Origin of the sequence: Clostridium chromiireducens (assembly GCF_003575225.1) — a bacterium.
GTDB classification, from domain to species: Bacteria; Bacillota; Clostridia; order Clostridiales; family Clostridiaceae; genus Clostridium; species Clostridium chromiireducens.
Genome location: NZ_QXDJ01000002.1, coordinates 920,353 through 944,645, shown reverse-complemented (window position 1 = coordinate 944,645; position 24,293 = coordinate 920,353). Strand labels below are relative to the sequence as shown.

The following is a 24,293-nucleotide window of genomic DNA, read 5'->3' as shown; positions in this document are numbered from 1 at the left end:
TTTATATATTTTTATCCTTTTACTGATCCTGCCATTATTCCTTTATCAAAATACTTTTGGAAAAATGGATACATGATAAGTAAAGGTAAACTGGAAACAACAATAGTAGAGTATTTTAATAATTGTGCAATTTTAGCCATTGCTGCAGAACTTTGAATATCTGCAATCATACCTGCCTTTGGTGTATTTTGAATTAAAATTGATCTAATTACTAATTGTAAAGGTTGTAATTTAGCATCATCCAAATAAATCATGGCATCAAAGTAACTATTCCATTGTGCTACAAATTGATATAAAAGTAACACTGCAATAATTGGTTTACAAATTGGAAGCATGATTTTAAAGAAATGTGTAATATCACTTGCACCATCTATAGCAGATGCTTCCCTTAACTCTTTCGGTAAACTTTGGAAGTAAGTTCTTGCCAGTATAATATTCCATACATTAATTGCTCCTGGAAGCAAAATAGCCCATGGCGTATTAATCATCTTTAAGTTATCTACCAAGAGGTATGTTGGCATTAATCCGCCTCCAAAAAACATAGTAATAACATATAAAGTAGTAATAAACTTTTTTCCCACAAAATCTGGTCTAGATAATGGGTATGCAGCTAAAATTGTAGCACCGACTGAAATTAATGCAAATCCAGTAGAATAGAATATAGAATTTAAGAAGCCTCTTAAAATCATATCGTCTTTAAATACCCTTGCATATCCTTCTGTTGACCATTTACTAAAATCAAATGTTATACCTTGATTACTTAATGTAGTTGGATCCATAAAAGAAGCAATAACTACATATATAAGCGGTATAATAATAGCCAATACGAAAAGCGCCATTCCTAAGTAACCACTTATTGTAATAACTTTATCAGAAAATGATAATTGCTTGAATTTCTTCATTTTCGTATTCATCTTATATTCCTTCCCCTTCGTTTAATTTTTTAACAATTGAATTCACAACTAATAATAGAATTATATTAATAACTGAATTAAATAAACCTACAGCTGTTGAAAAACTATAATCTCCATTTAGAAGACCCATTTTATAAACATAAGTTGGTAAAATTTCTGATGCTGGTAAGTTCAAATCCGTTTGTAGCGCTAATGCTTTTTCAAAACCTACGCTCATAATATTTCCTGCTGATAAAATAAATTGAATAACCATAATTGGTTTAATAGCAGGCAGATCAACATTCAAAATCTGTTGAAAAATATTTGCTCCATCTATAACAGCTGCTTCTGTTAATTCTTGGCTTGCATTTGAAAGTGCTGCTGTATAAATAATTGAAGCCCAACCTGCTCCCTGCCAAACTCCACTAGCTACATATATAGTACGAAATGCACCAGGCATAGTCATGAAGTTTGTTGCAGTACCAAAAATATGATTAACTGGCCCAATTGGTGACAAGAAAATAATAATCATACCAGAAATTACAATTACAGAAATAAAATTTGGAGCATACATAATTAATTGAATCTTTTTCCTTATACCCTCACTCTTTATTCTTGCTAAAAGTAAAGCAAGAATAATTGGAACAGGGAACCCCCACAATAATCCATATAAACTTACCTTTAAAGTATTCATTAATAAATTCATGAAATCTGGCGAAGCTAAAAATCTTTCAAAATGTTTTAATCCTACCCATTGACTATTAAAAACTCCTAAAATAGCACTATAATCTTCAAAGGCAATTAGCACTCCTCCCATAGGAATATACTTGAAAATAATTAATAATAAGAGAGGCGGCAACGTGAAGAAAAGATATAATTGATAATTCTTTTTAATATACTTCAAGTTACTATGCATTTTTGACTTCTTTTTATTGGTTTCTGACTCATTTGCATTCGGCAAAATACTTTTTGTCATATTCAAATTTATCTTCTCCTTTCATTTAATTCTAGAAATAGGATAATTATTGTTACATTTTCATGTTACATTTGCATTTCACATTCACATTTCCCATCTTTTTTACATTTGCACACTTTTTACTGACTTTCAGATATTTGTAAACCTTATCTCTTATTTCTAAATACATATTATCAAACCTTTTATCCTTTTGTCAACATATATCATTACATTTTTTTATTTTTTACTTTATAATTGCACATTTAATTTTTTTACATTTGCACACTTTGGTGTTTATTATACTTCTTTGCTTAGTCATCCTCTATTTCATCTATTTCGATTTCATTTTACATTTGTCACTTTATTTGGTATACTAATGTCAATACATTACTTAAATATTTATATGGAGTCTTATAAAATGAAGAAGGGAGCATTCAATAATGCTAAATAAGAAAATAACAGTTCAAGATATAGCCGATGAATTAGGCATTTCAAGAAATACTGTTTCCAAAGCTTTAAATAATACTGGTACACTTGCAGATGCTACAAAATCTAAGATTATTCAAAAAGCAATAGAAATGGGTTACAAACAATTTGCGTATGTAAATAATACATCATTAGTATCCTCTAATATGCCTTTAAATAAAGAGATTGCACTATTAACACGTAGTATGCCAAATAGTTCTCATTTCGGATCTCATCTTTTATCAGGTTTTGAAGAAAAAATTAGTACTCTAGGTTATAGATTGTCTATGTATATGGTTCGTGATAATGAAGTGAATTCTTCTAGCTTACCGTTCAACTTCAATCCAGAATCAGTTGACGGCATAATATGCATAGAAATGTTTGATAAAAAGTACAGTAAACTCATATGTGAATTAGAAATCCCAACACTTTTTATTGATTCGCCTAGTAATCATGATAATATGCCAGTAAATGCTGATATTCTTTTAATGGAGAATTATCACAGCATTTATAATATTACTAAAACATTAATTAATAATAATAAGACTAATATTGGCTTTATCGGGGATATATACCATTGCGAAAGCTTTTATGAGCGTTGGAAGGGGTATTGCTCTGCTTTATTGGATTCTAATATCCCTGTTGATATTAATAATTCTATTCTTGAAAATGACAAGGAACCTTATGGTGATTCTGAATGGCTTGGAAACAGGATAATGCAAATTCAAATTCTGCCCCAAGCTTTTATATGCGCAAATGATTTTATTGCTATTAATGTCATTAAAGCCTTAAAACATAAAAATATATCGGTACCTGATGACATTCTAATATGTGGTTTTGACAATTCTATAGAATCAAAAATAATTGAACCCCACCTCACTACAGTCAGCATTCCAAGTTACGAGATGGGCGACATCGCTGCAAACTTGTTAATTTCTAGAATAGATAATCCATCTATTCCGTTTAGGATAATGCATGTGCGAACTTCTGCTAAATTTCGAGAATCTACTGGAAATATATTAATCGAAAAAATATATTAGCTCGCCTCTGTTATTAAACAGATGTTTTTTGTAATATTTTATTATAACTATTATGTCCTTCTAATTATTTACTTTATATATCTTTCTAAGAAACATTGTTGCTATAAATGCAACACCAAAACATATTAAAAATGACACCATATATAGAATCACTGATTGTGGTCTTATAACTATTACACTTGACAATCCCGCTGGTCCCTGTGAAAGTGATAATACTTTCCTAAAAGTTGCATAAGAGGATCCAGCGGCAGAACCTATTAACGCTCCTATTTTAATTTCAAATTAACGCCAAACATTGCTGGTTCTGTGATTCCTAATAATGCAGATATTCCAGCTGCTGAAGGTATTCCTCGCATTTTCGAATCCTTTCTTCTATTTCTTGTAGCATTATCTATTTTTGAACCTAACCCTATAAACGCTTTGCTTTTGCAGCCACTTCTCATTAATTCATCAGCTGCCATTTTCCGCATTCAAAATTATCACTTGTTACATAAGTTATATCTTCTGAAAAATACCTATCAATGCTTATTATAGGCATATTTGAATGTATATATTTATCTACATCACTATAAGTTATTACAATAATACCATTGGAATAATTAAAGCTACCGTATTAGTTCCATTAATCTTAAATCCTCTAGCATAAATATTATGTTCATAATTAAGCTCTTTTATAGCTTCTTCTATTGCAATTTTAGTTTTAGGTTTTAACTCAAAATTACTAATATATTTTGAAACAGTTCCAACTGGTACTCCTGCTTTTTTCGCGACATCTTTTATAATATCCATTTTATTTCCCCTTATGTTTTAATTAGTATTTGCTTAAATTATACAACATGAAAATATATTATAGGAAAACTGTCTCTTTTGACTATAGAATAAATTATATTATAGAAATGTAAAATAATATCAAATATTATATAGAAAGTAAGCCTGAAAATATAAATTATTAGACGTAATTACCATTGACTACATTGATAGATATGTTACTGGTATAACTTTTAGGCTGCACCAATTTATTATTATTTATCTGTCTAAATGCAGGAGTGAAATGGAGGCTAATTTGAGAATATTACCGAAAACTTTTATACTAATTATGATTATAACAAGGAACGAACTCAATATTCTATTCAAGCAATTAATGAAGCGGGAATAAAAACAGAGCAACTGGCGTTACAATTTGCTAATTGGGATAAAGAATTAACTAAAGATTTCATCAACTCATTATTTCTTAAATATGATGGTAGTATTGAAGCAGTAATTGCAAATAATGACAATATGGCAATAGGTGCGATTGAAGCGCTGCAAAGCTATGGATATTACAAAGGAGATAAATCAAAAAATATCATTGTTGTTGGTTTTGACGGATTGCAAGAAGCAAAAGATTTAATTGATAAAGGCATGATGACTGGCACTATTGTTCAAGATCCAACTACTATATCTGAAGCGTTGTATAAGATTGGAATGAACTTAGTTAATAGAGTAGATCCGCTTGAAAATACAAACTATAAACTTGGTAAAACAGGCATCGAAGTTGAATTTCCTCATTATGCGTATATAAGGAAATCTAATATCTTATAAATTACTCTGCGGGTATTAATGGCAATTTCTTTGCTTAGTTATAAGCATTTCTGGGCAACTATGACATTAAATGTAGTGATACAATAATCCTTGAAACATGCGAAGTTACTTCCAAAAACATAATAGTAGATGTTCTCCTCCATTTTTTACAATTTATTTAATATATATATGGTAATATTCTCAAGAATAAATATGGCTTAGAATATATATTCTTCACCATATTTATGGTAAGTCACACTTCTATTAAGTAGAAGGAATGGATGGAATTATGAGAAACAAATTATCGTTAATAATATCAATTTTCCTAATTGTAGTTGCAATTCTTCTTTTGCTGAAAGGCGATGACACTGGAAGAACTGTAGTATTTGCTTTACTAATTATAACAAATCTATTAAATATAATTAGAGGATTTATTAACATATGGAATGAAGTAAGATAAACTATTTGATATTATTGTAATAAGTTATTTTATTATTAGATTTAATCGCTAAAGGTGGATAATAACACCTTTAATTTATAAAGATATAAAATCCCCCCAATAACAATAAAAAACCTGCTTAAAGAATTAATAAAATTCATGTAAACAGGTCTTACTTGTAATTACAATAACAATACTTATCTGAGAAAGTTATCATACGTTTTCATTGTCTTTTTCTTAACATTTAATATTATAATTTTTTCAGGACATCTTTCCTATACAATTCTTACATTGTATCCATTTATCACAAGTTAATGAACCACCTATACTTTAAATTGATCTATCGCAGTATTTAATTTTTCAACTACTACGTTTAGTTCTTCAGCAAATTGAGTTATTTTTTGAATTCCATTAATTTGATCTTGGGCCGAAGCTGACACCTGCTCTGTCATCACTGCTGTCTCTTCGGAAATGGCAGAAATACTTTCCATAGCAATTTTAGTATTATCTTTTGAACTAACTATTTCATTAATTGATACAACCATCTCTTCTAATTGATTATCTATTTCATTTACACCTTCGAATATAGTTTTAAAAGCAGTATCTGTATTTTTAACTGCATCCATCTGCTGTTTTATTATGTTACTAGAACTCGTCGCTTCTGTTACTACAACTTCCGTTTTATGTTGAATATTATTAATAATTCCATTAATTTCAGCAGATGACTCTTTTGATTTATCTGCTAACTTCCTTACCTCATCTGCAACAACTGCAAAACCTCTCCCTAACTCTCCAGCTCTTGCAGCTTCAATTGCCGCATTTAGTGATAATAAATTAGTTTGCTCTGCTATATCAGTAATTAATTCCGTGATTTTCCTTATATCTTTAATATTTGAATTCAAGATGGTTACATCTTCTGCAATTTTAGTTGAAGCTTTTTTTGTTTCTTCTGCTTTATTACTTAATGTTTTAACTGATATAATAGCTCCTTCCTTCAACTTTTTTGTTTGTTCCAACACTAAAGATACATTCTGCGTCTTTAAACTTACTATATTTATTCCATGTGATAAGCTATTCATGCAATCCATTCCATCATCGACACTAATAGATTGATTTGAAGCGCCTCTTGCAACCTCATTCATTGTAGTTGCAATTTCCTCTGAGGACACATAAGAATGTTCTGAAACTTCTGCTATTACTTTTGTATTATTAGATACATTTTCAGCTAGAATTTTAACATCCTTAACTAAAATATTTATTTTTCCTACCATGTCACAAAATGCACTTATAACTTCCCCAATTTCATCTTTGCTTTCATCTCTTATATGTAGATTTAAATTTCCTTCCTTAGCCTTGTTCATAAGAGCAACTAATTTCTCCAAAGGATTTGAAATGCTTCCAGATATCATTAATGCAACAACCATTGCAGTTAAAAACGAAATTAAACCAATTATTAAAGTATTATTTCTTAAAGCATTTGATTCTGAATTTAAATAACTATAAGGTATATATCCTATTATATACCAGTCTGAATTGCTTAACGGCTCATAAGAAATTAATGCTTGATTATCAATAGTCGAAAAGGATCTATCTTTTTGTTTTGTTGTATCATCACTTTCTATAGCTAGAATTTTTTCAATAATACTTTTATCTTTATATTTAGTTCCGATTAAATTTGCATCTACACTCGCTATGATAATTCCATTCGAATTTAAAATGAATATATCTGAATTGGTACCCAAATCTACATTTCTAAATATATTAACAAATGATTTTGGATTCAATTCTTCCACCATAATTCCCACATTTTCACTAGTAGTTAAACTATTGACTTTAGCAGAAGTATAAATACTATATCCTGATGAACCTTTTTGTAATGACCATACAAATTCTCCTTTTCCATCATCAGATAAACTTAACAAATTCTTCATTAAATCATCCGATATATTAGATGAAAAACTACCTATTTTTGTATTATCATTACTTATAAAGCCCAAACTCGCTATATCATTTCTTGTAGCGGCTTTACTTGTTATTGATTTACTTAAATCATTAGTTTTATAATATTTTGTGATATTATCCATAGTATGTTTATACTGTAAGTAACTTTGAAAACTAGGCTCTGTTACCATTGTTCTTGCAAAATTAGAATCCACATCCATTTTATTTGAAATATTCATTCTAATTTGTGACATAATCTGAGAGGAAAAATTTGAAATTTTATCATTAATTGCTCTTTTAGATTGAAATACTGATGTACTCCCTATTATTAATAGTGGAATTAAAACAAGTGTTCCATAAGAAATTATTAATCTAGTTTTTATTTTCGAGCCTCTCATAATACCTTCAAACTTAGATAGAATATTATTTTTTTTACCCATTAGATTTTTAACTATTTTCAGGTTGTTTATGTTTAAAAATTTAATCATTATTTACTCCCAAATATATTTATTGTTTCAATTAAATCTTTTATGCAACTCTAACACTAACCAAATCTTTAAAGAATGCATTATTTACAACTAATGATTTTTAACCCTCTCCTTAAATCCCTAATTAACTTACTCAATATTTGTATAAGTCAAAATTTAGAACACCAAATTAAGAATTTCTTCTTTTGCAGGCATTGAGCGAATGGCCCCTCTTCTAGTGGTTATAATTGATGCTGCGGCATTTGCAAAAGTTAACATATCGCTCAAAGAAGATTCCGTTAGAGCCTTTAAGCCATGATCTAATACGTAATTTAAAATGCAAGCACAAAAAGTATCTCCTGCTCCCGTTGTATCTATTGTATTTTTTTGTGTAATACCTTCTTTTTCAACAGACATTCCTTCAAAAAAAGCCTTACTTCCAAACTTCCCCATGGTTACCAAAACTAATCCTATTTTATAGTTTCTTTGGAGATTTTCTACTCCTTCTTCAATTGTTTTGCACCCTGTTACAAACTGTAATTCTTCATCAGCAATTTTCAATATATCACATTGACTTAAACCATATTGTATCCAATCCTTGGCTTCATCTAAAGATTCCCAAAGAGGCGGTCTTAAATTAGGGTCAAAAGAAATTAACAAATTATTCTCTTTTGCAATTTTTAAAGCCTTTTGGGTTGCTTTTCTTACACCTTCATGCGTCATAGATAATGTACCAAAATGAAATATCCTAGCTTTCTTAATAATATCTTCTCTAATCTCAGATTCATTTAGCATCATATCTGCTCCAGGCTTTCTATAAAAGGAAAAGCTTCTCTCCCCATCTGGAGCAGTATGAACAAAAGCCAATGTTGTATTTATTTCATTATCCATTACTAAATTATCAGTTCCTATACCAATTTCTTCAAGTGTTCTTTTTAGTAAAAGACCAAATTGATCATTCCCAACTTTACCTATAAAAGAAGTCTTTTTTCCTAAGTTATGTAACATAGATAATACATTGCAAGGAGCTCCTCCCGGATTTGCTTCAAACAATTGGTTGCCTTGCTCACTAACGCCATTTACTGTAAAATCAATAAGTAATTCTCCTAGTGATACTACATCTAGTTCTTTGCCAATAATCATATTTACACCTCCAAAAGACAATGGAAACTATTTCATAGATGTTTCCATTCCCCATGTACATAATTTTTCAAAAGTTACTTTTCCGTTCTGGACAACTATATAATTTTTATTTTGATCATTTCCTGCAAATACATTTGCAGAATGAACCGTTTGATAATTATCAGTGAAAATTTCAATAGAACTTTGATCAACAAAAATGTGGACATCCAAGATGTTCTTATCATTAAGTTTTAATGTACTTCTGGATACACCATTACTCCATCCATCTGAATTATTTCTATCAAAAGTTAATTCTGATTTCTTTAAATCAAATGTAATAACAGTTTCCTTTGTATCTGAGCATCTAAGTAGTAGTTCAAAACTTTCCGCAGTTGTCTTCTTCAAGTCGATTTTTATTTTTATTTCATACGCAATTCCATCTCCACATTGTATTTCGTATTTTTTATTACCTATTTCTATGTTTTCTTTTATATTCTCATCATAACGAAGTTTCTCAAACTCTTCCACAGGTATAAACATTAACGTATTATCTTTAAGCAACTTTACTTCTCTTGGGATACCAAAAGATCCGCACCAATTCTCCTTATATGATGGCCCCCAATCCTTCCACCAAGGCATCCAATCCCATGCGTTAGCCCATCCTACAATTAATCTTCTGTCTTTTCCATCTAAAAATGATTGTGGAGCATAGTAGTCAAGACCCCAGTCAATTTCACCAATATTGGAATAATTAAATTTCCCAGTTGCGTAATCCATATCCCCCACCAAGTATAATGTTGTACGTTCATGAAGCCCTATAGGGGAAAACATTAGAACATATTTATCTCCAATCTGATAGAAATCTGGGCACTCCCACATATGTCCGAGTTCTCCACGACTTTCAGCTAATACATTAATATACTCCCAATCCTTTAAATTTAAGGACCTGTATAAAAGTGCCTTTGCCAAATTATCTTTTTGGGCACCACATACTAAATAAAAATAATCTCCATGTTTCCACACCTTAGGATCTCTAAAATTTGCTTGGTCATACCCTTCTGGTGCAGTAATTATTGGATTCTTTTCATATTTATCAAAATTGATACCGTCTTCACTATAGGCTAAACACTGAGTTTGTACAAATCCATCTCCACTGTTAGCCACTCCTGTATATACTAAATATAATTTTCCATCATGCTCAATTGAACTTCCAGAAAAGCATCCCCCTCTTTCGTGGTTATCATAATCTTCACTAGGCGCTAAGGCTATAGGTAGATATCTCCACTGAATCATATCATCACTTACTGCATGTCCCCAGTGCATTGCACCCCAGCAAGAATCATATGGATTATATTGATAGAAAAAATGATATTTATTATTAAAAAATATCAAACCATTAGGATCGTTAATCCATCCTACCTCTGCCATGAAATGATACCTTTGTCTCATTTTTGCACCTTTTATTTGCGGCTTGCCTACTTCTATAGCCTTTTGCGCTTTTTTTATATTTATCTGATGTTTTGAAATCATTATCTTATCATCCCCTTATTGATTTTATACGATAACTATATTATATTTGTAATTTTATTCTTTTACGTCATCTGTAGTCATACAGCTTGCAGCATCCTTCTAGGCAGGTATTACAATACTTAACTAGAAAGATAAAATTCTAAAACCATATCTATGCTTGTACAGAAACCGTAGGTATTCATATCACTTCTGATTAATGTCTAAATGGTTCATTACCACATAAAACTATAGTTTTCGAGTTATAATTTTAACTTACTCTTAAATAATCGAGTAGGAGGCGGTAGCTAACCACGGTACTATTACACCAGCGTACGTACGATTTGGTTATATAGGATATTCCTATGTCTTGCTTTACTTATCTATCCTTGGTAAGCATCCCAATTGTTTGTCTTACTATAACCGTTAAGTCCTTTTCTCTATTTTTCACCTCACGCTGAACATCCTTGTCTTAGGATATACACTTTCTACTATAAGGATACTTTGTGGAATTTCACCTATCAGATTATTCCCATGCAAGGCAAAATAATATAAAGAAATATCTTAATTAACTAAGATATTTCTATTAAAACTTTATTGTTGTATTAAAACAAAAATAATGTAGTGTTATTTTTTATGTCTGAATTACGAGAAAAACGCTATTGTCTAAAGATTATAAAAAGCTATATATACTAGGTTAGGAATCTTACATTAAGTCTTTCCTTGTCAATTTAACTATATATGTGTCCAAAATTATACATAGCTCTCTCCCTCTTATCCTTTAGTCGCACCTATTGTCATGCCTGCTGTAACCCATTTGTTAAGGACAAAGTAAATTAGCAATGGAGGCACCATCGAAAGCCCGATGGCTGCATAAGTGGTACCCCAGTCCACATTTCCAAATGCACCCACATAGTCTCGCAATCCCATAGCAACAGTTTTAACTTTGCTATCACTAATAAATGTATTGGCAAAAATAAAGTCATTCCAAATGAAAATGCTGTACATGGACGCAACAGTAATTATAGTGTTTTTTGATAATGGAAGCATTATCTTCCAAAAAATTCGATAGATGGAGCAACCGTCAATCACCGCAGCTTCAATAATCTCATTAGGTATAAAACTATAGAAACTGACAAACAGCATTATGGAAAGCGGCAGTGCGAATCCAACTTGAGGCATTACCAGCGAAAATTTCGTATTCAAGATATTCAACTTTACATAAAAAATAAAGAGTGGAATCAGCGTAATCTGAACGGGTATCATAATCCCAATAGTAAAGAAAGAATAAATACGTTTGTTAAATCTAAAGGCAAATTTTGAAATTGCAAATGCTGTTGTAGAACTCAGGGCAACAATCAGCACTACAGACTCTATCATGACCAGTAGACTGTTTATTATATAACCACCAAACTTACCGTCAGCTATTATCTTCGCATAATTTGCAAAAGTAACAGCTTTTGGCATAGCGAACGGCTGACTTGCCAGCTCAGTGCTTTGTTTTATACTAGCAAGAAAAGTCCAGATGACTGGATAAATCTGAATAAATAGAAATCCAAAAATAACTATATAAAAGAAGGTTTTTCCTACGCTTATCTTCCTTTTCATTTTTTTAATCTCCTCCTTTAGCTGTATTGCTCTTGGCAAATATGTATTTAATTACCCATACAGCCAACAGACTCTCAATTACAATGAATACCGCTATTGAACTTCCATAGCCATACTGCATACTGGAAAACGCTTTTTTATACATATAAGTTGAAAGCAATTCACTAGCATTGCCGGGTCCACCGTTTGTAAGTAGATAAGGAATGTCAAATCCGCGCAATGCACCAGTTAGACACATGATAAGAGCAAGCTCCCAGACAGGGCGAATCATTGGAATTTTTATTTTCCACAAGAGAACCCATTTCGATGCACCGTCTACAATAGCGGCTTCTGAAAGCTCTGGGTCAATTGATATCAACGCTGAGTAAAAAATCACCATATAAAGCCCGATAAATCGCCAACCTTCTGGAACGGACACAGCCGCTAAAACGGTCTTCACATCTGCAAGCCATGGAAGGGAGACACTTCCAAATCCAATAGCATTAAAAAATAAATTAAGAAGGCCTACTGGTTCATTTGAATAAATGCTACGGAATAGCTGTGATACAGCGACAGTGGTAATAATACAAGGTATATAATATAACGTTCTGAAAATATTAACGCCGCGTGTCATATAAGTGAGTAGTACCGCTACCAGCAACCCAATCAGCAGTTGCATAAGCACTACAATAACCACATAAATGATATTATTGAAAAAGGATGACCAAAATATTCCATCCGATAACATTTCTATATAATTCTGAAAACCTACAAATTTTGCATCTCCAATACCATTCCATGACATAAAGCTTAAACGTAGCGATTCTTCTATAGGATAAAATACAGACAAAACGTAAAACAGTAAGCCCGGCAGAAGAAACATCATATATGCCTTTTTATCTTTTAAAATTTCCATCATTTACCTCCTAACAGTTAGAGGAACCGCTTCAGTTCTCGGTTCCCCGTATTATAATCTATTTCTTAGAATTAGCAGCAATTGCAGTATCTATTAACTTAACAAAATCATCCGCTTTCAAATCTCCAGAAGCCAGTGGTAATATATTATCCTGCATAACTGTATTTGTAGCAGGATCCAAATAAGTATCCCAAGGTTTCAGAAAATTTTCACCTGTTTTATCCATATCATCCTTTATACGCTTATAAAGATCGGAAGGTTGCGTACTTAGCGACTGATCCATCTTGATAGGAGACATTTGCTCTTTTTCCGCATATAGTTTGCCGTAGTTTTCAATTAAATAATTAATAAAGTCCTTTGTTTTACTGTCAAATGTTTTAGCATTGAACGCCATACCAATACCAGAGTTGACGCAGAATTCGTTCTCTTTTGTGGTGGCATCATTGGTCATAGGTAGATGAAAATAATCGATTTCACCTTTCGTATACTCTTCTTTCATGGCTTGCAACTCCCAGTCACCAATATAGTACATAGCTGCTTTGCCATCCAAAAACATCCCTTGTGCAGTTGCATAGTCAGTTGTAGCAAAGCCTTTATTGAAATATTTACCTACATTCTGCGTGAACTCAATTGCTTTCATACCAGTTTGATCTCCCATGGATACTTTTCCATTACTTAGACTAGTAATGTATTGATTTCCTGTGAGGCGGAACGGGATCATTGCAATGTACCTCTGTACCGGCCAACGATCAATACCATCAATTGAAATTGGAGTAACTCCATTTTGTTCCAATACTTTGCAATTATTCAAAAATTCATCCATAGTCTTTGGCACATTGAGATTATACTTTTTATAAATCTCTTTATTATACCAGATCATTTCTTCGTGATATTCCAAAGGCAACGTATACATTGATCCGTCTTCGAACTCCTGATATTTCAGCGCAGTAGGATAATATTTATCGTAGAAATTCTGGTCCTTTAGATATTTTTTCACATCGGTCAGCATTCCTTTTTGAACGAGATCTTTACAATACGGGTCAGCGTCAATGTCTATGATATCGGGCATCTGATTACCAGCTATTAATGTTCTCAGCTTTTGTAGGTAAGCAGGCCTATCTGGTGTGGTTTCAATCTCAAGTTTCCACTTGCCTCCATGTTCTTTGCTGTACTGATCAGCAATCTCGCGCACAGTTTTATCAATTGCGCCTCCAACTGGACGTGATGCCATCCATTTAATGGTGGTGACGTCATTGTCACCTGCTGAAGCGTCTGACGAAGAAGACTTGTTGGTTGAGCAGCCAGTAAAGATCGAAGCCATCATTGTAGCCGCTAACACCAATCTAATGATTTTTTTGTTACAATTTTTCATTTCAATTCCCCCTTTATTTAATAAAAATTTAGATAGATGAAATTAGCTTTATTAACCAAAAGCTATATATAGAAAGAATAAATTTAATATTCGAGTTTCCTTTGATACTTGGCTGTCAAAGCTGAGAAATACAGTTTCTCTTAAAATTAAAGTAATCATAAAACTAAAAAAAGAACTCATCTTTTATTATTTGATTAATATTTAATATGCTGGCTAAAATTTGAAATTATACTTGGTCACTTGAAAATACTACTATAATTCTTCCTCTATAAATAACTTTTAATTCAAATAAGATTTTTAACACTTCAATTTCATTAGATACTTTTTTTAGATTAGAATTGTGGTTTCTTCTATATTCAAATCGCCCTGAATTACATATGCGCCTATCAGTCCCTCTCTATGGTTGTACATTCTTGTAGAAAGGGCCACGCAATCATTAATATAAATTACACAGATGGTTCCTTCACGCAGAATTTGCAATTTATAAACCTGTGTTGTGCAAAGTGTACGTTCCAACTCGATCTGATATGGTATATCACCATTAATTTGCCATTGGAACCTTCCTTTTTCTGCTCGCGGCCACATATCTAGTACAACACGGTTATGCATAGTGTCGAAGCGAAGAAAATAACCCTTTTCTAACCCATCATCGGTATGCAGAGCAACACCAAATTCCGTCACATTGTCCTGAGGACAAAGCGTCATCGAAAGAGAAAAATCGGTGGACGGCGCCTGAGTGAGTGCAGCTCCAAGTGTGTCTGAATGAAGCTGAATCCCCTGTGTATTTTTTAAAACACAACTGTTAACATTGATAAACTCACTTATTTTCTGTTTCTGTGTAAAGTATTTGCGCACCGCTTCAGGTGGTTGTACACTTAATAAACCAGTATTGATATCCTGTTCTATTTTATGTATGGCCAAAGTACCACCCCATTCCCACGGCCCAAAGTCCGTCGAACCCTCTTTGCTGGCTATCCATCCGAAGCCATAGCGTTCTACACCATCAGAAGCAGTTTTAATCGCATAACAGGCTCTAGTGTCAAAGTCATCGTTTTCAGGAATTATCCAAGGACCGCTTAGGCTTCTAGACATTCGGTAATGCGTAACAAAACGATCCGAAAAGGTTGAAAACACCAAGTACCACCAGTCCCCTATTTGAAAAATCTCTGGACATTCCATAGTAATATACATGTTTGGTGCATAGAACGGTTCCTCGTAACTCCAATTCATGAGATCTTTAGACTTACACAGCGCCGTACAACCGCCGCGATGCTCCCCTGCACCATTTATCCTTGCTGCAAGTAACATCCAGTAACATTCATCCTTATCATTCCAAAAAACGAATGGATCGCGCCAATCAAATATCTCGTATTGCTTCTCATCCGAAGTAAATAAAAAATCCTTCACAGTTTCCCAATGCAATAAATCCTCGCTGACTGCCTGCATAACCACCTGTGCTTTCTTACCGTTAACCATTAAATCGGCATTATAGCCAGTGTAAAAAGCATGATACAGTCCTTCTTTATCTTTACAAATTGAACCAGTATAAATATTCCAGTTGAATTCATCAGGGCCACCTCTTAGTATGGCCTCACCCTTAGACTCGAAATTTACAAAATCTGTTGTTGTCACAAGATGCCATGTGGTTTCCTCTCCATATTCATTTGGCTTCACGCGCTCGTCGTGAAGATAATAAATATAGTAGATACCGTTTTCATAATATGGAATGCAATCCCCTACCCAGGCATCTTTAGGTTTATAAAAAAGATTTGTCATAGTACCCCCTCTGTGTGCATTTAATGCACACTTTTTTGTATTATTTGCACCTTCATTTCCACTCAGGTGTTAATTTAATGATAACGAATACTTTTAAAAATGTCAACGTAATTTGCAAAAATATTTTAATTATATATGCAAAAATCGCACATACTATGTCATATCAGTGCATTTCACTTTGCATACTGTGCATTTTGCAGTATTGTTTTATATAATACACTTACAAAAAATGCACCATCGTGCATAATACTCAAGTTTATAATTGCTCAAAATGCATATTGATGAAAGAAGCATTTCATGCTATACTAGGTCATAAAATATACAAAAAAAAAAAAAAAAAAAAATATAGAAAGGGTGTTCATAATATATGAAATACACAATACAAGATATTGCTAGAGAGACAAATCTTTCTCGTAATACGGTTTCTAAAGCACTAAAAGGATCAGATGGTGTTTCGCCGGAAACACGTAAGCTGGTTCAGGAAAAAGCCCGTGAAATGCAGTATAGAAAATTTATTATAGAAAATACATCTGTTGAAAACAGTAAGTCACATGGTTCTGTGTTATTCCTCACTAGGGCATCTGTGAATTATTCTGATTTCTGGATTAATGTAATGCGTGGCATCGAATCAGTTTTAGGTGAAAATGGTTACGACTTGGTCCTTGGCATTATGAACGAAGATGATCTGAGCAAACTTCATTTCCCAACTTCACTAGTTGAAAAAAGTGTATGTGGCGTTATTATTGTAGAAATTTGCGATATCAAAGCCTGTAATGCCATCATTAATTTTGGTCTACCCGTTGTGTTTGTTGACATGCCTAATCAATTTGATAGGTTTATTGGTCGTGCTGATATTATAACAATGGAAAATCAAATTAACATTGAATATATCGTGGAGCAACTTATCCAAAAGGGACATAAAAGATTTGCTTTTGCTGGTGATATCAGCTCCATGAACGCTGGGCGTGGGTACCGCGAACGCTATGAAGCACTCTGCCGAACTCTGAATAGACATGACCTTATTCTTGACGAGGAACACAGTTTTCTTCATGAAGCAGAGGAGAATTTTGCTGAATATCCCTATTTAATAAATCGATTTAAGGGCATGTCTTCACTTCCAGATGTATATATTTGCGGCAATGACTGGACAGCATTACATGTGATGCGAGCTGTTCAATCTTTAAATTATGAGGTACCTAAAGATATCTGCTTTGTCGGTTTTGACAATATTCACGATTCCTCCAAATCTTTCCCCACTCTTACCACGATTGATACACCCAAAGAGTATCTAGGAATTCAGGCTGCAAGGTGCATTTTAAATCGAATTGCTGATCCACATATTCCTTATGTATACTCTGAATATACCACAAAACTGATTTTACGCGGTTCAACCGACCTGTAATTTTATCCTTACATGGTTTTATAGAAGCATTTGTTCACATTTACTTAAAATTTCAGATTGCATACAAAAAGCATTTTTTTAATCTAAGAAAATGCTTTTTACTAATTTGTGTATATTATTTACCAATATCTTTTCTATATAAATATGAAATATACTATCGAAACAACAGTTACTGTTCTTTTCCATAAGTGGCTACTATCTTTTTTAATTAATGTCTGCAAAAGTAAGCGTAACCTCCATTTTCATTTTGACTAAGCTTCTTAAGTATGTATCTCTTATAATATGATTTTTAGCATCAGGGTTTATATAGATTTATTTAATAAATATTTTATAACTTTTATCCTTGTCTATAAATAAATTCAAATGATTTACATTAGTAATGATTCCAACCCAACTTCCATTCCACATCAATAGAATCATCAAATTCATTTATGTTATATACTTCTCTTTTTAATTCATCCTTAAGTTTATTTAGATTATTAATTTTTAATCGCCCTTTTTCTATTTTTTAAAGTCATGTTTTTTTGTGTCATATTCACCTCTTGTCTTTGGATCCCATGTTATATATCACCGTTTTCCTTACAATCCATTTTTACATCTATTACATTCAAGTACTCAAATAAGTTAAAAACTTCTATATAAATAAAAAAAGCAATCTTCAAATATATTGATTATTTGAAGATCGCTCTTTGATTAATATATATTATGAATTAATAAATTATGGACTGTTATTCTTGTACTGGTTTCTTTAATATACCTAGTATTATAGCACCAACTACAGATCCAGCAATTATAGCTGCAAGATATGCTAATGGATTAGATACAATTGCTATAACAAATATTCCACCATGAGGTGCTCTTAATGCACATCCAAATGCCATCGATAATGCTCCTGCTACTGCTGACCCAATTATACAAGAAGGTAATACTCTTATTGGATCTGCTGCTGCAAAAGGTATTGCACCTTCTGATATGAATGAAAGTCCCATTACGTAGTTTACAATTCCCGCTTGTCTGTCCTTTTCAGTAAATTTATTTCTGAAGAATGTTGTACATAATGCGATTACAAGTGGTGGAACCATACCACCAGCCATAACAGCTGCCATTATATCAAAGTTTCCACTAGCAAGTGATGCTGTACCAAAAAGATACGCTGCCTTATTAACAGGACCACCCATATCAACTGACATCATTCCACCTACAACAATTCCCAAAAGAATTTTACTTGTTCCACCCATTGAACTAAGCGCACCACTAATACCTGTATTTATAGCTCCCATAGCTGGGTTTATGAATAGAATTATAACACCTATTAAGAATATTCCCAGTAAAGGATATAATAATACTGGTTTTATACCTTCTAAGCTGTTAGGTAAATTTGCAAATAATTTCTTAAGTCCAAGAACTAGATATCCTGCAACGAAACCTGCAAGTAATGCACCTAAGAAACCTGAACTTACTGCCGGAAGTTTTGAATCAAACGCATTAGCAAAAGTAACACCTGAACTAGCTAGCGCTCCCCCAACGAAACCTACAGCAAGACCTGGTCTATCTGCAATACTCATTGCAATAAATCCAGCAAGTACTGGTAACATAAACCCAAATGCACTACCACCAATTTTCATTAAAACTGCTGCAAGTGGTGTACCAGAACCGAAACCACTAGGATTAGCAGGATTAAATGTATCAAAAAGGAATGCTAAAGCTATAAGGATTCCTCCACCAATAACAAATGGTAACATATGTGATACACCATTCATAAGGTGTTTATAAATTTTGCGACCTACTGATTCGTCTGCAACATTTGAATCGCTGTCACCTGTATTTCCAGTATGATGATAAATAGGTGCATTTCCACTAGTAGCTTCTTCTATTAATTTTGATGCTTTATGAATTCCGTCTGCAACCTTAGTTTTAATTAGTCTCTTTCCATCAAATCTAGCCATATCAACATTTTTATCAGCTGCTATGATTATACATTCAGCATTAGCAATTTCTTCTTTAGTTAAAACGTTTTTAGCTCCTCCAGAACCATTTGTTTCAACCTTTATTGAAATTCCCATATCTTTACCTTTATTTTCAAGGCTTTCTGCAGCCATGTATGTGTGTGCAATTCCAGTTGGGCAAGCAGTAACTGCTAAAACTTTATAACCATTAGAATTAGTTTTAACTTCTTCCTTTACCTCATCCGGGAATTTTTCCATTTCTTTTTTATTTATTAATTTTAAAAATTCATCTTTATCAGAACAGTTGATTAAGCTTGTTCTAAAGCTTTCATCCATTAATATAGTAGATAATCTTGCTAATACTTCTAAATGTAAATTATCATTATTATCTGGTACAGCGATCATGAAGAAAAGATGTGCAGGTTGACCATCTAACGAATCATAGTCAACACCAGTTTTGCTGATTGCTGCTGCAAGAGATGCTTTTTTTACTGCACTTGTTTTTCCATGTGGAATTGCTATTCCATCTCCAATTCCTGTTGTGCTTAATTCTTCTCTAGCCAATATTGCCTTTTTATATTCTTCTTTATTATTTAAGTTCCCTGTCTTATCCATTAAGTCAACTAATTCATTAATACATTGTTCTTTTGTGCTCGGATTAAAATTTAAGTTAATACCTTGTTTGTGTAATAAATCTACAATCTTCATTTTTGATCCTCCCTAAAACTTAGAATATATTATGACCTCGTATAATTTAATTAAATTGTTTTAATAATTCATATACTTCTTTTTCTGTTGCAAGTTCTTCTGAGAAAGCACTTGCACTACCAGTAGCAATTCCCATTTTAAATGCTTCATCTATGTCGTTATTTTTTAGATATCCACATAAGAAACCTGCTACCATTGAGTCTCCAGCTCCAACCGAATTTTTTAGAACTCCTTTTGGAACTTCTCTCTTTATAGCTTCACCATTTTCAGGCAATAAAATAGCTCCATCCCCTGCCATTGAAATAAGAACATTTTTCGCTCCCATCTCTTGAAGTTTTTTACCATATTTAATTATGTCTTCATCGCTTTTCAACTCAACATTAAACATTTCCGCAAGTTCATGATGATTTGGTTTTATTAAAAATGGCTTATATTTTAATACTTTTAATAGTAAATCTTTTGTTGCATCAACAATGAATTCTACACCTTTATCTAATAAACTAATTATAATGTTTTCATAGATATCATCTGGCACACTGTTTGGTATGCTTCCTGATAATATCAAGTAATCACCTTTAGTTAAACCAGAAAGCTTTTGATATAGTATTTTTAAATCTTCGCTTGTAATTTCAGGACCAGAACCATTAATTTCTGTTTCCCCATCACTTTTAAGCTTTACATTGATTCTAGAAAAACCATTATTTAATTTTATAAAATCGCAACTTACTCCATAACCTCTAATTTGTCTTAATATTTCATCTCCAGTAAACCCTGCAACATATCCAAGCGCTGTATTTTCAACTCCTAAGTTTTTAAGAACTATAGATACATTTATTCCTTTACCGCCAGCATAAATTTGTTCTTCTTGATTTCTATTTAAAGAATCAACTTTAAAAGAATCAACTTTGACGATATAATCCAACGAAGGATTAAGCGTTATTGTATTAATCATTTTTTAACACCTCTACTACATTGTTTTCATAATTAACATTATTTTAAATCAGTAACTGATACCTATATCTTTTGTTTCTTTAAGAATGATATTAAGCCTCTCTCTTGAAACATTATCGCTATTCCTGTGATTTAATAATAACTTATATTTCAACAAATTTCAATCATTTTCTTTCATAATAAATCAAAAAGAATCATCTTTTTTTGCAATTACCGTTATTAGCGGATTATTTATGCTCTATTTTATTGTTTTTTTGATTTATATTGATTGTTTTTTTGATTCATTTAGTTTTTGTAATAATGCTCCTAATATTCCTCATTTCTTTATCGAATACTCGTAAATACAAATTTTTTAATAATTCACTTCAGTGGTTACAACGACTCATATTAAAAAATGAATAAAAAAGCTATACTAGTTACCACACCAGTACAGCTCTTAATTATCCACATATTTATATTTTCCATTGAAATTCCTCTAAACTATAGTTATTCTTTATAAAAAGGAAAAAATTCTTCTGTTAAATCCTGTGGAGAAAACGACATGAATACAAAATCTAGATCCTTAATTCCATTCACATAACTAGGAATATCATCTTTATAATATCTAGGATCAACTAAATAAACATCTGAGCAAACAGTTGATAAAAATGCCGCGAGTGGTACAGCCAATGAATCTTTAATAAACAGTACTTTAGGACCATTAGGATTATCTTTGTTTTGTACATGTACTATTCCTCTATTTCCAAAAAGATACGCCGAATATTTATCAGCTTCTAACGAGTAAACTCCTTTTTCTGTCCTAAATGGCGATACAGTTAATAATGCTTCCTCAAATCTTCCTTCTAATTTAGCTTCTTGATCTCCTGTTTTTGAATAGTATGAAAAAGCTGTTTTGAATTTAGGGTATATTAGTGTAAAATCATCTGCTCCATCATAATAAACTCCCGTTTTTCTTCCCATAGATCCAATATATGAATCCTTATATTGAATAAAATTATAATTTTCTTTATTAGTATAAAATCCATTAGGATCTAAATTCATATCATAATCTTTGTTCAGTATATTAACCAATTGGCCAAATTCCCAAAATACGGTTTCTATTTTCCAATGATGATCTGTCTTAAAAAATAAATCATCTAGTGGAATTCCACTTTCAGTTAAATTTTGTCGTAAATCAATGTTGTCTACATCTTTTTTGCTAAGCAAGTCCAAAAAGTTATCTGCAGTTTCATTAGCATAATTATATGGGATTCCTGTAGATAATTCCGAATAACCTCTAATATATTTATCCGGTGTCATCAAATATATAAATTTTGTATTTTTATTAACTAACCCTTCTTTAAAAGCTTGTGTTCTTGTCACAATTTCATATACTGGATTAGGTTGATATGCTATAAATGTGTAATGCATAAATCCATTTTTATCTTTTATAACTTCAAAATTATTTTCTTCATTTTTATCCATTACTTTTTGTAAGTATCCATATCCATCTATAAATCTATATCTCCCATAAACATTTTCATTTGCTGTACTTTCAACTAACTTAGATACTTGATCTAAGTTTGATAAGTTTATCTCTTTATCTTTAAATACTTCTTTAAATTTAGTGTACATGGAGTATCCATTGAAAATAGAAAATAGAAATAGAAATCCTATGAATATTATTGAAGTAATTATTTTTTTCCTAAATATGTTCTCCATTGATTCATATTCCTCCTTTCTTCTAAAAAATAAAATCTTTCTTCTAAAAATTAAAATATATAAAAGGATTATATGTTCCTTTTATGATATAAGTAATGCATACAAAAAACAATAAAATCATAACAAATGGATATATAACTTCAAGTACTTTATGTCCTGGTGCACTATCTACAATAAACTTATTTGTTTTCTTTGCAATCGGAGTACTAAATATAATAGCTGCTATAAAGAAAATTAAATTTTCTTTGATAAACATGAACGTGTAATCACTCCAAAAACCATTACTCTTAGCTCCAAACATGCACCCTATGTAATTTCCAGCTTCTATTAAATCTTTTGATCTAAATAAAACCCATCCCAAATTAATAATAAACAATGCATAAATATGTCTTACTTTATTATTGATTTCTAATTTTTCAAACGAAAAAACTTTTTCAATCGTAATAAATACAAAATTTAATAATCCCCATATAATAAAAGTCCACTCAGCTCCATGCCAAATACCAGTTAAAAGCCATACAACTAGTAAATTCCTTATAACCTTATCTTTATTTGATACTCTTGATCCACCAAGAGGAAAGTAAACATAGTCTCTGAACCATGAACTTAAAGATATATGCCACCGTCTCCAAAACTCTGTAATAGATTTAGATATATATGGATAATTAAAATTCTCATTAGTCTTAAATCCAAACATTAGACCCAAACCAATCGCCATATCTGAATATCCAGAAAAATCGAAAAATATTTGAAGTGTATATGCTATTGATCCAAGCCAAGCAAGACTTATAGGTATGGCAATATTAGAATTCATTTGAAATATCCTATCTACAATTACAGCCATACTACTCGATATTAAAACTTTTTTACTTAAACCAATTATAAATCTGCAACATCCTACTGAAAATTTTCTTAAAGTCTCTTTTCTATTTAATATTTGCTCGCTAATTTCTGTGTAACGTGATATTGGTCCAGAAAGAACTTGAGGAAAAAATGCTATATAAAGTCCTACATAGCAAGGATTTTTTTCAGCAACACATTTTCCTCTATAAACATCAATAACATAAGAAATAGCTTTAAAAGTAAAAAATGAAATACCTATTGGAAGTGCTAACTTAGGAACTACTAATTGATAACTTTGCATTTCGTTAATATTTCGAATTACAAACCCTAAGTACTTAAACACAAAAAGCAGCGATAAGTTAATTGTACACATAATTATTATAATTATTTTAGAAACTTTCTCATTTCTTCTGTATCTTTCAATTCCCAACGCAAAAATATAGTTTATTAATATAGAACTGATTAGTAAAAGTACAACTTTTGATTCTCCCCATGCATAGAAAAACAAACTGAAGATAAGTAATATTATATTTTGTAATTTCCTAGAAAAAATTGTTCCATAGTACATTAATAAAACTATAGGTAGAAAATAGAATAAAAATATTACGCTTGAAAAAAGCAATATCTTCCCCCCTTACTATTGTTCTTATTTTTATATAATTTTAAATCTTTAATAGTATATAAATTTTAATTTCATACATAT

The 24,293-nt window shown here is 31.6% G+C and carries 19 protein-coding genes; 4 read left to right on the top strand and 15 right to left on the bottom strand.

Translation table 11 applies throughout. The features are described 5' to 3' along the window. Nucleotides 1-11 precede the first annotated feature (11 nt). Both D2A34_RS09640 and D2A34_RS09635 read right to left on the bottom strand, forming a co-directional pair. Nucleotides 12-914: a carbohydrate ABC transporter permease gene (locus tag D2A34_RS09640; RefSeq protein WP_119366470.1), complete on the bottom strand. Its 903-nt coding sequence runs from the start codon at nt 912-914 to the stop codon at nt 12-14. A 1-nt stretch (nt 915) separates the two neighbouring features. After that, nucleotides 916-1,869 (bottom strand): ABC transporter permease, encoded by a 954-nt coding sequence (locus D2A34_RS09635; protein WP_423243116.1) that lies wholly within the window; start codon nt 1,867-1,869, stop codon nt 916-918. A 419-nt stretch (nt 1,870-2,288) separates the two neighbouring features. Here D2A34_RS09635 and D2A34_RS09630 point away from each other — a divergent pair, with 419 nt between their 5' ends. Beyond that, entirely contained in the window at nt 2,289-3,353 is a 1,065-nt protein-coding gene (locus tag D2A34_RS09630; protein WP_119366469.1) for a LacI family DNA-binding transcriptional regulator, read from the top strand. 266 nt (nt 3,354-3,619) lie between these two features. Here the strand turns inward: D2A34_RS09630 and D2A34_RS27180 are convergent, their stop codons facing one another. Together D2A34_RS27180 and D2A34_RS27175 are read right to left on the bottom strand one after the other, a co-directional pair. Then, a complete protein-coding gene (locus D2A34_RS27180; RefSeq protein WP_243128290.1) occupies nt 3,620-3,823 on the bottom strand; it encodes a hypothetical protein in 204 nt (67 codons plus the stop codon). A gap of 106 nt (nt 3,824-3,929) precedes the next feature. Beyond that, on the bottom strand, nt 3,930-4,142 hold the full coding sequence (locus tag D2A34_RS27175; protein WP_243128288.1) for a LacI family DNA-binding transcriptional regulator: 213 nt from the start codon (nt 4,140-4,142) through the stop codon (nt 3,930-3,932). 282 nt (nt 4,143-4,424) lie between these two features. On the opposite strand from D2A34_RS27175, the gene D2A34_RS09620 reads away from it, so the two are divergent. Both D2A34_RS09620 and D2A34_RS26650 read left to right on the top strand, forming a co-directional pair. Next, the gene (locus D2A34_RS09620; RefSeq protein WP_279221618.1) at nt 4,425-4,934 is read left to right on the top strand and encodes a substrate-binding domain-containing protein; all 510 of its coding nucleotides are present in this window, start codon (nt 4,425-4,427) and stop codon (nt 4,932-4,934) included. Nucleotides 4,935-5,202: 268 nt separating this feature from the next. Further along, entirely contained in the window at nt 5,203-5,373 is a 171-nt protein-coding gene (locus tag D2A34_RS26650) for a hypothetical protein (RefSeq protein WP_182629339.1), read from the top strand. Nucleotides 5,374-5,675: 302 nt separating this feature from the next. Here the strand turns inward: D2A34_RS26650 and D2A34_RS09610 are convergent, their stop codons facing one another. The 7 genes from D2A34_RS09610 to D2A34_RS09580 all read right to left on the bottom strand — a co-directional run bounded on the left by D2A34_RS09610 (nt 5,676) and on the right by D2A34_RS09580 (nt 16,039). After that, nucleotides 5,676-7,781, bottom strand: a complete 2,106-nt coding sequence (locus D2A34_RS09610; RefSeq protein WP_119366467.1) for a methyl-accepting chemotaxis protein — start codon at nt 7,779-7,781, stop codon at nt 5,676-5,678. Between the two features lie 156 nt (nt 7,782-7,937). After that, nucleotides 7,938-8,903, bottom strand: coding sequence for a carbohydrate kinase family protein (locus D2A34_RS09605; protein ID WP_182629338.1), 966 nt, complete (start codon nt 8,901-8,903; stop codon nt 7,938-7,940). 27 nt (nt 8,904-8,930) lie between these two features. Next, a complete protein-coding gene (locus tag D2A34_RS09600) occupies nt 8,931-10,412 on the bottom strand; it encodes a glycoside hydrolase family 32 protein (RefSeq protein WP_119366466.1) in 1,482 nt (493 codons plus the stop codon). A gap of 750 nt (nt 10,413-11,162) precedes the next feature. Beyond that, nucleotides 11,163-11,996, bottom strand: coding sequence for a carbohydrate ABC transporter permease (locus tag D2A34_RS09595; RefSeq protein WP_119366465.1), 834 nt, complete (start codon nt 11,994-11,996; stop codon nt 11,163-11,165). 4 nt (nt 11,997-12,000) lie between these two features. Further along, on the bottom strand, nt 12,001-12,891 hold the full coding sequence (locus D2A34_RS09590; protein ID WP_119366464.1) for a carbohydrate ABC transporter permease: 891 nt from the start codon (nt 12,889-12,891) through the stop codon (nt 12,001-12,003). A gap of 58 nt (nt 12,892-12,949) precedes the next feature. Beyond that, a complete protein-coding gene (locus tag D2A34_RS09585; RefSeq protein ID WP_119366463.1) occupies nt 12,950-14,263 on the bottom strand; it encodes an ABC transporter substrate-binding protein in 1,314 nt (437 codons plus the stop codon). A gap of 327 nt (nt 14,264-14,590) precedes the next feature. Further along, nucleotides 14,591-16,039 (bottom strand): glycoside hydrolase family protein, encoded by a 1,449-nt coding sequence (locus D2A34_RS09580; RefSeq protein WP_119366462.1) that lies wholly within the window; start codon nt 16,037-16,039, stop codon nt 14,591-14,593. Between the two features lie 367 nt (nt 16,040-16,406). Between D2A34_RS09580 and D2A34_RS09575 the strand changes: the two genes are divergently transcribed. After that, nucleotides 16,407-17,441 carry a LacI family DNA-binding transcriptional regulator gene (locus tag D2A34_RS09575; RefSeq protein ID WP_119366461.1) on the top strand — a complete coding sequence of 345 codons (1,035 nt, stop codon included), beginning with the start codon at nt 16,407-16,409 and terminating at the stop codon, nt 17,439-17,441. 728 nt (nt 17,442-18,169) lie between these two features. Here D2A34_RS09575 and D2A34_RS09570 read toward each other — a convergent pair. The 4 genes from D2A34_RS09570 to D2A34_RS09555 form a co-directional block, all read right to left on the bottom strand. Continuing rightward, nucleotides 18,170-20,095, bottom strand: a complete 1,926-nt coding sequence (locus D2A34_RS09570; RefSeq protein ID WP_119366460.1) for a PTS fructose transporter subunit IIABC — start codon at nt 20,093-20,095, stop codon at nt 18,170-18,172. Nucleotides 20,096-20,141: 46 nt separating this feature from the next. Then, nucleotides 20,142-21,047 carry a 1-phosphofructokinase gene (pfkB, locus tag D2A34_RS09565; protein WP_119366459.1) on the bottom strand — a complete coding sequence of 302 codons (906 nt, stop codon included), beginning with the start codon at nt 21,045-21,047 and terminating at the stop codon, nt 20,142-20,144. Between the two features lie 485 nt (nt 21,048-21,532). Continuing rightward, nucleotides 21,533-22,747: an alginate O-acetyltransferase AlgX-related protein gene (locus D2A34_RS09560; RefSeq protein WP_119366458.1), complete on the bottom strand. Its 1,215-nt coding sequence runs from the start codon at nt 22,745-22,747 to the stop codon at nt 21,533-21,535. A 43-nt stretch (nt 22,748-22,790) separates the two neighbouring features. Continuing rightward, nucleotides 22,791-24,212 (bottom strand): MBOAT family O-acyltransferase, encoded by a 1,422-nt coding sequence (locus D2A34_RS09555; RefSeq protein WP_119366457.1) that lies wholly within the window; start codon nt 24,210-24,212, stop codon nt 22,791-22,793. Nucleotides 24,213-24,293: the final 81 nt, after the last annotated feature.